At 68.1% G+C, this 12,562-nt stretch carries 13 protein-coding genes and 2 pseudogenes; 9 read left to right on the top strand and 6 right to left on the bottom strand.

Features of this window, described 5'->3' with window-relative positions:
- Positions 1-52: 52 nt before the first annotated feature.
- The 3 genes from AC07DC_RS27420 to AC07DC_RS27410 all read right to left on the bottom strand — a co-directional run bounded on the left by AC07DC_RS27420 (position 53) and on the right by AC07DC_RS27410 (position 3,347).
- Entirely contained in the window at positions 53-1,396 is a 1,344-nt protein-coding gene (locus tag AC07DC_RS27420) for an extracellular solute-binding protein (protein ID WP_478917164.1), read from the bottom strand.
- An 80-nt stretch (positions 1,397-1,476) separates the two neighbouring features.
- Positions 1,477-2,424 carry a carbohydrate ABC transporter permease gene (locus AC07DC_RS27415; RefSeq protein ID WP_478917163.1) on the bottom strand — a complete coding sequence of 316 codons (948 nt, stop codon included), beginning with the start codon at positions 2,422-2,424 and terminating at the stop codon, positions 1,477-1,479.
- Between the two features lie 2 nt (positions 2,425-2,426).
- Positions 2,427-3,347, bottom strand: coding sequence for a carbohydrate ABC transporter permease (locus AC07DC_RS27410; protein WP_478917162.1), 921 nt, complete (start codon positions 3,345-3,347; stop codon positions 2,427-2,429).
- Between the two features lie 354 nt (positions 3,348-3,701).
- On the opposite strand from AC07DC_RS27410, the gene AC07DC_RS27405 reads away from it, so the two are divergent.
- On the top strand, positions 3,702-4,697 hold the full coding sequence (locus AC07DC_RS27405; protein ID WP_478917161.1) for a LacI family DNA-binding transcriptional regulator: 996 nt from the start codon (positions 3,702-3,704) through the stop codon (positions 4,695-4,697).
- Between the two features lie 5 nt (positions 4,698-4,702).
- Here the strand turns inward: AC07DC_RS27405 and AC07DC_RS27400 are convergent.
- Positions 4,703-4,942, bottom strand: a pseudogene (locus AC07DC_RS27400) (ABC transporter substrate-binding protein); the annotation flags it as partial.
- 356 nt (positions 4,943-5,298) lie between these two features.
- Complete coding sequence (locus tag AC07DC_RS27395) at positions 5,299-5,871, bottom strand: TetR/AcrR family transcriptional regulator (protein WP_478917160.1); 573 nt, start codon at positions 5,869-5,871, stop codon at positions 5,299-5,301.
- A 104-nt stretch (positions 5,872-5,975) separates the two neighbouring features.
- On the opposite strand from AC07DC_RS27395, the gene AC07DC_RS27390 reads away from it, so the two are divergent.
- Both AC07DC_RS27390 and AC07DC_RS27385 read left to right on the top strand, forming a co-directional pair.
- Positions 5,976-6,284, top strand: coding sequence for a hypothetical protein (locus AC07DC_RS27390; protein WP_478917159.1), 309 nt, complete (start codon positions 5,976-5,978; stop codon positions 6,282-6,284).
- 85 nt (positions 6,285-6,369) lie between these two features.
- Positions 6,370-7,092: a VOC family protein gene (locus tag AC07DC_RS27385; protein ID WP_478917158.1), complete on the top strand. Its 723-nt coding sequence runs from the start codon at positions 6,370-6,372 to the stop codon at positions 7,090-7,092.
- Positions 7,093-7,346: 254 nt separating this feature from the next.
- Here the strand turns inward: AC07DC_RS27385 and AC07DC_RS27380 are convergent, their stop codons facing one another.
- The gene (locus AC07DC_RS27380) at positions 7,347-8,261 is read right to left on the bottom strand and encodes a glutaminase (RefSeq protein WP_478917157.1); all 915 of its coding nucleotides are present in this window, start codon (positions 8,259-8,261) and stop codon (positions 7,347-7,349) included.
- A 1,256-nt stretch (positions 8,262-9,517) separates the two neighbouring features.
- Between AC07DC_RS27380 and AC07DC_RS27375 the strand changes: the two genes are divergently transcribed.
- From AC07DC_RS27375 to AC07DC_RS27350, 6 genes and pseudogenes are all read left to right on the top strand, one after another.
- A complete protein-coding gene (locus AC07DC_RS27375; RefSeq protein WP_478917156.1) occupies positions 9,518-9,703 on the top strand; it encodes a hypothetical protein in 186 nt (61 codons plus the stop codon).
- 55 nt (positions 9,704-9,758) lie between these two features.
- Positions 9,759-10,208: a hypothetical protein gene (locus AC07DC_RS27370; RefSeq protein ID WP_478917155.1), complete on the top strand. Its 450-nt coding sequence runs from the start codon at positions 9,759-9,761 to the stop codon at positions 10,206-10,208.
- The gene (locus AC07DC_RS27365; RefSeq protein WP_478917154.1) at positions 10,205-10,963 is read left to right on the top strand and encodes a hypothetical protein; all 759 of its coding nucleotides are present in this window, start codon (positions 10,205-10,207) and stop codon (positions 10,961-10,963) included. The genes AC07DC_RS27370 and AC07DC_RS27365 overlap by 4 nt, the downstream gene beginning before the upstream one ends.
- A gap of 12 nt (positions 10,964-10,975) precedes the next feature.
- Positions 10,976-11,887: a transporter substrate-binding domain-containing protein gene (locus tag AC07DC_RS27360; protein WP_478917153.1), complete on the top strand. Its 912-nt coding sequence runs from the start codon at positions 10,976-10,978 to the stop codon at positions 11,885-11,887.
- 144 nt (positions 11,888-12,031) lie between these two features.
- Positions 12,032-12,392: pseudogene (locus tag AC07DC_RS27355) on the top strand (ISAzo13 family transposase); the annotation flags it as partial.
- Positions 12,391-12,528 carry a hypothetical protein gene (locus AC07DC_RS27350; RefSeq protein WP_478917445.1) on the top strand — a complete coding sequence of 46 codons (138 nt, stop codon included), beginning with the start codon at positions 12,391-12,393 and terminating at the stop codon, positions 12,526-12,528. The pseudogene AC07DC_RS27355 and the gene AC07DC_RS27350, both read left to right, overlap by 2 nt.
- Positions 12,529-12,562 lie beyond the last annotated feature (34 nt).

The following is a 12,562-nucleotide window of genomic DNA, read 5'->3' as shown; positions in this document are numbered from 1 at the left end:
GGGTGCACGTCGGCGGGGCGGAGCATGCGCGGGAGGATTCCCGCGCGGGGGTCTACTTGACGGTGAAGCCCTGGTCCTTGGCGTACTTGAGGGAGGCGTCCTGCCAGGCCTTCAGCCCGCTGTCCAGGGTGGTGCCGCTGACGTACGCCTTGCCGACGGTGTCGTTGAAGACGCTGTTGGCGTAGACCTGGAAGGGCAGGTAGGACCAGCCGGGGGCGACCTGGGTCGCCGACTGCGCGAGCACTTGGTTGATCTTCTGGTTGCCGAAGTACGGGTCTTGCTTGTCCAGGAAGGCGGGGGAGTTGAGCTGCTTGGTGGTGGCGGGGAATGCGCCTGCGTCGACGCGGCTCTGCGCGCCCGCGTCGACGGTGGCGTACTGCAGGAAGGCGTAGGCGAGTTTCTTGTTGGCGCTCGCCTCGGTGAGGGCCAGCGAGCTGCCGCCGTTCTCGGCGGTGACCTTGGCCCCGCTCTGCCACTGCGGCATGGGCGCGACACGCCACTTGCCGGAGCCGCCCTTGACGCCGGATTCGAGGGGGCCGGGCATCCAGGCGCCGGTGACGAGCGAGGCGATGCTGCCGTCGCCCAGCCCCTGGTACCAGGCGTCGCTCCAGGCGGTGACCGGGGAGAGCAGTTTGCCGCTGACGAGCTGCTGCCAGGCGGCGGTGAACTTCTTGGTGCCGGCCTCGTCGAAGTTCACGCCGACCTGGGTGCCGTCGACGGTGTAGGGCTTGCCGCCGGCCTGCCAGATCATGCTGGTGGCGAATCCGGCGTCGCCGGTGTCACTGGCGAGATACGCCTTGGGGTCGGCCGCGTGCAGCTTCTTGGCTGCGGCGAGGTACTCGTCCCACGTCGTCGGCACCGCGATCTTGTACTTGTCGAAGACCTCCTTGTTGTAGAACAGGGCCATCGGGCCGGAGTCCATCGGCAGGCCGTACACGCCCTTGGCGCCGGCGTGGACGGAGCCCCACGGGCCGGGGGTGAAGCTGGAGTTGAGCTGGTCGGCGCCGAACGCCGTGAGGTCGGCGACGGACTTGGCGAGCGTGAACTGCGGCAGCGCGTAGTACTCGATCTGCGCGAGGTCGGGGACGCCCTTTCCGGCCTTGACCGCGTTCTGCAGCGCGGTGTACTCGTCCTTGTTGGTGCCGGCGTTGACCAGCTTGACCTTGACCTTGGGGTACTTGGCCTGGAAGTCGGTGACGACCTTCTGCAGGGTCGGATCCCAGGCCCACACCGTGATGCTGCCGCCGGTGTCCAGGGCTGCCTGGAGATCGGCGGCGGACGCGGGCTGCGCGCCGCCCGAGTCCTTGGAGTCGGAGGAGCCGCAGGCGGTCGCGGTGAGAGCGACCGACAGGGCGGCCGCGCCCAGCAGGAGGGCGCGACGGCGGGCTATCGCCATGGGGGTGTTCCTTTTCATGAGGGTGTCGTCAGACGTGGATCGGGGTGCGGGGGAGGGGGGTGAGTGGGGCCGTGCGCCGGTCAGCCCTTGACGCTTCCGGCGGCCAGGCCCGACTGCCAGTACCGCTGCAGCAGCAAGAACGCCGCGATCAGGGGCACGATGGTCAGGAGCGATCCGGTGATCACGAGGTTGAACACCACGTCCCCGCCGACGGTGGCGGCCTGGGCGTTCCAGCTGTTGAGGCCGAGGGTCAGCGGATACCAGTCGGGGTCCTTCAGCATGATCAGCGGCAGGAAGTAGTTGTTCCAGGTCGCGACCACGTTGAAGAGCAGGACGGTGACCATGCCGGGTGCCAGCATCGGCATGCTGATGGAGAAGAACGCGCGGAACTCGTTGGCGCCGTCGACCCGGGCCGACTCGAGGATCTCCTTCGGGACGGCGTCGGTGGCGAAGGTCCACATCAGGTACAGGCCGAAGGGCGAGATCAGCGACGGGATGATGATCGCCCACGGGGTGTCGGTCAGCCCCATCTCGGAGAACATCAGGAACGTGGGGACCGCCAGCGCGGTGCCGGGCACGGCGACCGCTCCGATGACGGTGGCGAACACGGCCTTCTTGCCGACGAAGTCGAACTTGGCCAGCCCGTACCCGGCGAGCGTGGCGAGCAAGGTCGCGCCGCCCGCACCGACCACCACGTACAGCAGGGTGTTGAGCAGCCAGCGGGTGAAGATCCCGTCGTTGTAGGTGAAGGTGTCGGCGATGTTGCCGAACAGGGCGAAGTCACCGTCGAGCCACAGGCCGAAGGAGTTGAACAGGCCCTGCTGCGTCTTGGTGGCGTTGATCGCCAGCCAGGCCAGCGGCAGCAGCGTGTAGATCAGCATGATCGTCGTCAGGGCGGTCAGGGTGGCGCTGCGCCGCTTGTGGCGTGAGGTGCTGCGGGTGGCGCGCAGGGTGAGCGGGCCGGAGCGGGTACCGGGGCGCCGTGCCGGGCGGGGTGTGTGCCGCAGGCGGGGAGTGGTGGTCGCCATGGTCAGAGTTCCTTCCGCATGCCGCGCAGCTGGACGGCGTAGGCGATGATCATCGTGATCACGCCCATGACGATGGCGATGGTCGCCGCGTAGTTGAACTGCTGCCCGGCGAAGGACAGGGAGAAGGCGTACAGGTTCGGGGTGAAGTCGGACGTGATCGCGTTCGGCGCCAGGTTCTTGAGGATGCTCGGCTCGTTGAACAGCTGGAAGCTCCCGATGATCGAGAAGATCGTCGCGATGATCAGGGCCCCGCGCAGCGCCGGGAGCTTGATCGCCCGGATGATGCGCAACTGTCCCGCTCCGTCGATCTCCGCGGCCTCGTAGAGCGCCGGATTCACCGTCCGCAGTGCCGAGTAGAGGATCAGCATGTTGTAGCCCACGAACTGCCAGGTCACGATGTTGCCGATGGACGCGAGGACCAGGTCGGGCGAGAGCGGGTCCGGGAGGGTGATCCCGAACGCGTCGTTGAGATTGCCGACCAGGCCGAAGCGCGTGCCGTACATGAAGCCCCACATGAGTGTGGCGACGACGGCCGGCACCGCGTAGGGGAGGAACACCGCGATCCGGAAGAAGCTCGATCCGTACAGGCGGCCGCTGTCGATGGCCAGCGCGAGCAGGAGCGCGAGGAACAGCATGATCGGCACCTGCACGGCCAGGAAGGCCGCCACCCGGCCGAAGGACGACCAGAACTGCGCGTCGCCGAACGCCTCGGTGTAGTTGTCGGCGCCGACGAAGCTCGTTCCGCCGATCAGCCGGGTGCGGAACAGGCTCAGGTAGATCGAGTAAGCGATCGGCGCGAGGAAGACCAGGGCGAACACCGCCATGAACGGACCGACGAACTGCCAGCCGGTCCACGACCGCCGTTCGGGGGCCGATGGCCTCGCGGCGGGTCGGGCCCCCGCCTCTGGTACTGCGGCCACCATGTCGCTCCTTGATCGTCGCTGCTGGGACACCGACCTGTCCGGGCGGCGGGTGTTTACGTAAACATCGTGCCGGACACAAGGCGCCGATCCGATCCGTGCGGGGAGGCCGAGCGGGCCGGGCGGCGCGATGTTTACGTAAACTTGTGCGGTAGCGTGGCACCCGTTACGTCGATCGGTCAAGGTTTCGCGGATGTTACGTTTCCGCTGGCCGCACCGGACGGCGACGGGCGGACGGACAGGGGTGAAGGGGCGATGGACCTGAGTGAGCGGGGAGCACAAGATCCTGTTCCTGCCGGCGGCGCGCAGCGCGGCGGCTCGGGCATACCGGGCGGACGTCGCAAGCAGCGCGTGTCCATGGCCGACGTCGCGCAGCGCGCGGGCGTGTCGTCCCAGACCGTGTCGCGGGTGTCCAACGGCCACGCCGGCGTCATCGGCTCGACCCGCGAGCAGGTACTCACAGCCATGCGCGAACTGGGCTATCGCCCCAACAGCGCGGCACGCGCCCTGCGGTACGGACAGTTCAACACCATCGGCGTGATCCTCCACGGCCTGTCCACCACCGGTAACAGCAACACCGTGGAGGCGATCGCGACCCAGGCCGCCGCCGAGGGATACGCCATCACTCTGATCCCCGTCGACATCCCGACCCAGGACAACGTGCTGGGCGCCTTCACGCGGATGGGCGAACTGGCCGTCGACGCCGTCATCGTCTTCATGGAGATCCACCTGCTCGACGCCGGCACCGTGGCGCTGCCGCCCGGCGTGCCCGTGGTCGTCGTGGACTCCGACGCCGGAGACCGCTACCCCGTGGTCGACACCGACCAGGCGGGCGGCGCCCGGCGTGCCGTCAGCCATCTGCTCGACCTCGGCCACGCGACGGTCTGGCACGTGACCGGCCCGGAGTCGTCGTACGCGAGCGAGCGGCGGGCCCGGGCGTGGCGGACGGTCCTGGAGGACGCCGGCCGGCCGGTGCCGCCGCCCCTGCGGGGCGACTGGTCGGCCGCTTCGGGCTACGCGGCCGGCCTCGCGCTCGCCGAAGAGCCGCAGTGCACCGCGGTGTTCGCCGCCAACGACCAGATGGCCCTCGGCCTGCTGCGCGCCTTCCACGAACGAGGCAGAGCCGTCCCCGGCGACATCAGCGTGGTCGGGTTCGACGACATCCCCGACGCGGCTCACTTCATTCCGCCCCTGACCACGGTGCACCAGGACTTCGCCGAGGTCGGCCGGCGCAGCGTCCAGGAGGTCCTGCGCCAGATCCGCGAACACGACGTCCCGCGCTCGGGCACCGACATCGTCTCGACGCGCCTGACGGTCCGGGACAGCACGGCGCCGCCGTCCCGGCCCGCATAGCGGGTGGCTTTGACGCCGGCCTGCTTCAATGCGGTGACCTGGGCGGTCAGATCCTGATCGGTCGGCTTGATCTTCTGCTCGACGATGCTCAGCTTGTGCTGCCGCGCGGCGTAGGTGGCTCCGGCGAGGGCGTTCTCACCGTATTCGCCTTCGAAGTAGACATGGCCGATCGTGTCGCCCGGCTGCAGCTTGGCCGTACGGACCAGGAAGTCGCCGCCGTTGACCATGTCGATGTCGTAGGCGGCGGTCTGGGCGATGGGGTGCTGCACGGTGACGACTCCTCAATGCCGCTCCGGCTGAGGCCGGACCGGACCGGGGTGCGGCCTTGACCGCGCCGCTGGCCTGTGTGGGTGCGCGTGAGCAGCTCCCGGCGCCCGGCCACCGAGGCGCGCGCTCTCCTGTGCGGCCATCGACGCTTCGGCCAACTCCGTAATCAGTGAACCGAGTCCGACGGCGGTGGAGGTGGGTGGAGAGGCGATGGGACAAGGCTCTGCGGTCAAGGTATTCCGTCACAGCAACACCCAGCCCGCACGGTCCTGTTCATGTCATGGCAGAAGCGTGGTCGTTGCAGCGCGTCACGTTGCTGTGTTCTGGCGCCGGGTCAACCCGGGCTCGGGAGCGTGGAGAGCAGGGCTGCGGCGGCTTGGTCGAAGGGCGCGATGTTGCCCGCTGCGCGACACAGGATGTGGGTGCCTTCGAGTGTGACGATCATGAGGGTGGCCAGATCGGCGGCCTGGGACGAGCCCATGCCGGCGTGGGCGAGTTTTCCGGTGAGTTCGCCGACCCAGCCGGCGAATCCTTCGGCCGCGACAGTGCGCAGGCTGCTCGGGTCGCCGATGGCCGCACCGCCGTCGATGGTGACCGCCGCGACTGCGCAACCGCCGCCCCCGGCGGACGCCTGCACCACGGGGCGGACGTTGCCAAGGAACGCCTCCACAACTTCGCGTGGGGTGCGGGCCGGCAGTTCGTGCAGGTGACCGCGGACGTCCTCCGCGTTGCGGCGAGCGGCTTCGAGGGCGAGTTGCTGTTTGCCGCCCGGGAAATGGTGATAGATCGCCCCGCGCGCGGCACCACTCTCGGCCAGGACGTCAGTGAAGGACATCGCGGCCAGGCCATGGCGCTGCAGCAGCCCGATCGCTGCGCTGATCATGCGGGACTTCGTGTCCGCGGCCATCGCAACCCCCTTGACTAGTACGGCCATCCTACTCCATGCTCAATTCACTAGGACGCACGTACTAGTGAGGTGGGCCGGACAGGCCCCGAATCCGGAGGTCCGCAATGGGCAAGACGTTTCTCTACACCGAGATCCAGGCGGCAGTGCCGTTCGAGCAGTTCGACTGGCACCAGGTCAACACGGCCCTGAAAACCGCACCGGGCCTGATCCGCAAGACGTGGCTGTCCGGGATCGGCACCCACACCATCGGTGGTTTCTACGAGTTCGACAGCGCCGAGAACGCCCTGGCCTTCGCCCAGGGCCCCTTCGCCGAAGAAGCCCGCCGGGCCGGAGCCCCGGCAACAACACGACTGTTCGACGGCGAGATCGTCAAAGACGCCAGCATCGACCTGAACTCGCCCTACTACACCTGACACCGCAGATCGTCGCCAACGTCAGCTCTGGACACCGCCTCGCTGCACTACCGTGGCGAGGCGCCCCCAACGCAGAGGCATCTCGATGAACATCACGCGGCACCCCGAGAACAGCGTGACCTGGGTCGACCTCGGCACCCCCGACACGGAGACGACGACGGCGTTCTACACCGCGCTGTTCGGTTGGGTCGTCGCCCCACCGGACCACAACGGCTACAGGCTCTGCACGCTGCGCGGACAACTCGTCGCCGCCCTGGGGCCGGCCGAGGACGCCGGCGCACCCTACTGGACGATCAACGTCACCGTGGCGGACATCCAAGCCACCGCCACCCGCTTCACGAACCTGGGCGCACAGATCATCGTGGCACCCACCGAAGTCGGGACACTCGGCCACGCCGCCGTCGCACTCGACCCCGTCGGCGCACCACTGTCACTCTGGCAGCCCGGCACCCACACCGGCATGCAGCTGACCCACGAACCAGGCACCTTCGCCGGCATCAGCCTTCTCACCGACCACCCCAAGCAGGCTGCCGCCTTCTACCGGCCGGCCCTGCACTGGAACTCCAACCCTGAGCACACCGAGTTCCGGTTGCCGGACAACTCCATCGCCCCCACCAGCCCGGCGCCAGTGAAACCAACGGCGCAGCGATCACTCTGGCTGGTCAGTTTCGCCAGCAACAGACCCGATGCCGACGCCAAGCGGGCCCGACAGCTCGGTGCGACCGACGTTCGCCAGGACTCCAACGCAGACGTGGTCCTGCGTGATCCCACCGGCGCTCTGTTCGGCCTTACCCAGCACGACCGATAGTGCCACTCCGCCCGAACATCTGGCGCTTGGGCATCTTGATCCGGTTGACGTGGCCTGCGACGACTCCGGAGCTCCAGGGCAGGTTGAGGCCGGCGACCGGGGGCCGTGCTGGGCGGGGCGGGGGTGGCCGTGTCCCGGCCCGGGCCTGGGCCTGGGGTTCGGTGTTGGGGCGTGGCCGGAGGTAGCTGCGCACCGGTCGTAGGACCGGAATGCCGGGAGGGGTGGTTTTGGTGCTGGTCGCGGGGCCACGTTGGTTAGAAGATGGACCAGCCGGTGGCGGTGGTGAAGTGGTCGAGCGCGGTCATGGCTGCTACCGAGTTGCCGGCCGGGTCCAGGCGCGGGCCCCGGACGCAGATCGCGGCTCGGCCGGGGACGATGGCGAGCATCCCGCCGCCGACCCCGCTTTTTGCGGGCAGCCCGACGCGGTAGGCGAACTCCCCGGCCTCGTCATAGGTGCCGCAGGTGAGCATCACCGCGTTGATCCGCTTGGCCTGCGAGCGGGTGAGCCGTCGCGTTCCATCCGCGGCCAGCCCGTGCCGCGCCAGCATCCGCCCGACCAGGGCGAGGTCGCGGCAGCTGGCGCTGATCGAACAGTGCGCGATGTAGTGGTCGAGGACGACCGACACCTCGTTGCGCAGGTTGCCGTAGCTTTTGATGAGGTGGCCCAGCGCCGCGTTGCGGTCTATGGTCTGCGCCTCCGAGGCGGCGACCAGCGGATCGATGGTGATGGTGGGGTTGCCGGCCTCGGTGCGCAGGAGGTCGAGTACCGCCCCGGAGGCGTCGCCGGTCAGGGCCTGCAGCCGGTCGGTGACGACGAGTGCGCCGGCGTTCATGAAGGGGTTGCGGGGTTTGCCGTGGTCGGACTCCAGTTGGAACAGGGAGTTGAAGCGGGTGCCGGACGGCTCGAGCCCGACGCCCTGCCAGAGCGTGTCATCCCCGTGGGACAGGGCCAGGAGCAGGGTGAAGAGCTTGGAGATGGACTGGATCGAGAAGGGTTGCTCCCAGTCGCCGACGTGGTAGAGCTCCCCCTGGACGGTGGCGATGGCCATGCCGAACGCCTCGGGGTCGGCAGCGGCGAGCGCCGGAATGTAGTCGGCGACCTCGCCTTGACCGGCGGTGGCGCGGGCGGCGCGCTGGCACTCGTTGAGCAGTTCTTGCAGGTCCTCCACAGCGTCATCCTGCCACGACCGGCCGCAGCCGATCGCGGGGATCCGGCGTGCGCGTTCGCCGCCGCTCTCCCCAGCGGCCGGGACGGTGTCAGCGTCAAGGACCGGCGGGGCGCGAGCGCCGGCGTCTGGTGGTACGGGATCGCGGAGCGCTGCCGGGCTGCCGGCGGTCCTGCACGGTCTACCGGGGCGGCCCGCGCCGGCTGTGGGACGGGGCCGGCTGTGGGACGAGTCGAGGATGCCTACCGCTGGTGGACCGGTGCCGCACGGCCGAGATCAGCCGGTGGGGTCTGACCGTCAGTGCCGGTGGTGCAAGGGCATCGCTCGACAGCCCGCGCCATCCGGGCCCGCAGCAGCGCCCGCGCTCGAGTCGACCGTGGCCGACGCTGCCACCAGCTGACGTCACACCGACCCTGACGCGCACATCACGGCCTGGGAGCGGGCCAACCTGCTCCCACGAGGTGATGGGCCGAGCCGGTGGCGAAGAGGGCCGGCGGCAGGGCGGGCCTGCCAGCTATCGGCCCACACATCCAGCGTGATCCTCGGTGAGCCGTGGGTGTCACCGGGCTCCCGGAAGAAGTATGTGATCCGCTCTTCCAGTGCTGCCCTGCTGACCTCGCGTTTCGTCGGCTCGGCCGGTCTGTGTCGCCACTTGTAACCAGGCCTGGGACACCCCCCGGCGCGCGGCCGGCGACGGTGTGCGGGATGCCGTGCCTGGTCCTGTGGTCGCTGATCGCCCCGAGGAGCGCCGCCGGGTCCGCCGCAGCTGCTTCACCCACAGGGCCTTGCAGCGTTTGAGGCGCGCTCCATCGCCAGCTTCTTGTTGTCCCGCGTGAGCTGCAGGTTCTCCCGACGCAACCGCGCCAGCTCCTCGCTCTCCCCGGGTGCGGAAGCGCCGGCCTGCCGCGCGCGGGAGACTCAGGTGGCCAGGGTCCTCTTGTTGATCCCCGGGTCCCGTGCCACCTCGGCCGGCGTCTACCGGTCTAGGCGACAACGTCCCTCACGGAACTCCGTGTCGAACTTACGTCTCTTCTCCGCCATGACTCCCAACTTCCCCGCCGGCCATGGTCTCTACGCTACGAGGGGAGGGACAGCCCGTGTTCGGCTACCTCGATGCGGTCTGCGCCGAGCAGAAGACGACCACGGTGCGTTCTGCGACCCGGTAGAGATGGGGCCAGTGAGCCTGGTGGTGGAGTTGGATGACGAGCTGACGCTGCCGGGGTGTCGTCGCACGGGTCACTGCGAAAGGAGTTGCCCAGATGAGCGAGCTGGACGCCGACGCGGACGGTTTCCGCGGTTTGCTGAGCTGTCACGACAGGCTGCGGTTTCACTATCCCGCCATCGAGCCGACCGGCAACATCACCATCGTCCACTTGCCGCTGGCGAACTTGGGACAACGCCTGAATTCCGCTGGGCGGCTCTGGATAATCGGCACATCACCGTAAAACGTGTGACGGGTTGGCGTTCACGGCTGTATTTCCGAGGATTGGGGGATCTTCTGTGTCAGAACTACTGGCAGCCGCCACCACCATCGTTCCGTTCGTCAGCACCGCGGCGACGACCTTCGCCGCCACTGTTGTCGATTCTGCCCAGAGCCGGATGGCGGAGGGTGCCGTGGAGCGTGGCCGCTGCCTCCTCGACCGGCTGTTGCGCCGTCATCCTGAGGATCCACCGCAAACCCCGCAGGACGCCGCCGCCGTCGCAGCCATTCAAAGCCTTTCCGCGGACAACCGCCGGATCTTGGAGACCGCGATCGGCAACTGGATCAGCGCCGGATCAGACCTGAGTGCAGCCACCCTCCACCAGCACATCGAGATCGCCCGTGAGATCCACTCCTCCTCCGACATCTTCCAGGTGGCCACGTACGGCGACAACTCGCCGGCGATCGGCCGGATCCACCACGGGAACGTGTACTTCGGCCACCGCCCGCAAGGGGGCAGGGGCAGTTGAGCGAGCACCCACCCAGCGGAACCGGAACCGGCGACGCCTTCCACGTGCGAACGGACGGCAGCGGCGCACCGGCGATCGGCAAGGTGAGCAGGCTCTTCCTGAGCGTCTTCGCCGGTGACGTCCGTGAGTTCGCTGGCCGGGCCAAGCCCTGGAGCGGCTGGAACTGGCCGCCGTTTGTCCTGGTGGTGGCAGTGGGCGCTACAGCGTTGATCACTGCACCGGCGGGACCGGCCCCCCAGTTCCTATGGGTGTGGGCCGTCATCGGCTGCGCCATCACCTTGTCGTTCGCCCGCGTGGTGGGCGTGCCTGACCGTCTCCGGTCAGCCGTATGGCGCCCTGTGATGTCGGCGTTGTCTCTGCTCCTCGCAGCCGTGGGTCTTATCGGGATGCACTACCTCGCGGACTACGGGGAGATCGACGTCACCGCACACATCTCGTCTCTCCCGGTGATGAACGGATCCACCCTCCAGGTCGCCGTGGACCGCGCCCCGAAGCGCTCCTACCTCCGCCTGAAACTGAACATCTACGACGCCGATGACGTTTCCGGATCCCAGGCGTGCACGCCTGCGGCCCGGTACGCCGCGCAGCTTGCTGGAGGGAGCGACGCCGACCGCGTCACGAAGGCGCGCTCCGGCGAAGCCGTCGAATTGCCCCTCGGCGGCTCGCGCGACGACATTCGTGTCCTGGTCACCCTCACGGTCGACAAAGGATGCGAGATGAAGTTCACCGTGGCCGACGCCGCACTGCACGACTGAGGAGTACGGAACATGTCACGCGCACCAGCACCGCGACGGTCCCCGAGCCTGCTACGGCGACCGACCGCGGCCACGGCCTTAACCGTCGCCGTCCTGACCGCTGCCTTGGCCTGCTCCGGGCCCACGTCCAGCCCCGGCTCAGGGTTCCTCGGCGTCGACAAGGTCACCGTCGCGATGCACAAGGACCTCCCCGGCATCTCCTACAAGCCGTCCTACCAGCAATCCGGGTTTGAGTCCCTGATGTACGAGAGCCTCAAGAAAGCACTGGACAGCGACGGCGTCAACTTCAGCGAAACGGTAGATGTGTCGTCCCAGGACCGGGTCACCCAGTTGTTGGGGAAGAAGGCGGACATGACGATCGCCTCCTTCTCCATCACCGATGACCGCATGCGCGACATCGACTTCGTCGGTCCTTACCTCACGACCTACCAGGGCTTCCTCGTCAAGGCGGACGGGCCGGTCATCGCGTCGAAGGAGGACCTGAACAAGGTGAAGAAAGGTGTTGTCTGCGCATGGGGCGGCACCACCTCGCAGAAGGCCCTCACCGCCAACGGGGTGGAGCCGAAGGTCGAAACCAGCGCCGCCGCGTGCGAAAGCGACCTGGAGAACGGCACGGTCACCGCGATCTCGACCGACCGGGCCATCCTCTATGGCTTCGCCCACAAACACACCGGCTGGCGCGTCGAGCCCTACACGATCGGAGCACCTCAGCTGTACGGGATCGGAGTGCGCAAAGAACATCGCCAGGACTGCCGCAAGCTGACTGCCTGGTTGAAAGGCTATGTGGACAGCAACGCCTGGATCGATGACATCAGATCCTCCCTCCCCCTCCTGGACGAAAAGGAACCCGACTGGCCGTCCAGCTACAAACCCACCGCCGACACCATCGACGCCTACTCCTGCCGCGACAAACCGAGCCCTTGAGCTGCGCTTCGGCCTGCGATACCACCCTCGCCTCATCGCCCACGGGAACTGACGTGCGGCGCGCCCCGGATGGTGCCCACCGCAGCCTGCAGGCCGCCGCACTGCCACAGCAGTAGCCCCCGCCGTCTGGCTTCGCACCAGTTGTTCGAACAGCTCGTGCTCCAGCTCGAACCGTGCCAACAGGTCCTGACCGAAGCCGAACGCCAGAGCACAGGCAGGGACGGTCGCGGCCGCAACCCCGGCTTCGGCACCCTCGATCACCGCCACCGCGTCCTGACCGCAGTGCTCCGCAGCCGCAACACCGTCACCTTGACCCTCGCGGCCGAACTGATGGGCCGCAAGCGCAACACGTGCTGAGCTACCACACCGGGAGGTCCAAGCCGATGCTGGCCTTCGCCGGGCCCGAGCTCGCCAGAATCCTTGTCTTCCGCGGGACCACCCTCCCCGAACCCTCGAAGCATTGAAACGCGTGATCGAGCACCACCACGAGATCAACTCCGGCAGTGAACAACGTGCACGTCTTCCGCATCGATGTCGCCGAGGGGCACATCGTCAAGGTCTGGGAGTGCGCCAACCCGGTCGCCTACGCCAACCTCGGCATCGCCGACTCTGAGGCCGAAGCCGCAGCCCAGGCCAACTGAACTACGGTTCTTCGTTCCCCTGGAGGTCCGTTGC

It is taken from the genome of Streptomyces sp. NPDC045021, assembly GCF_056432645.1.
Note: the sequence above shows the minus strand (reverse complement) of the source record. Positions and strands in the feature narration are given on the sequence as shown.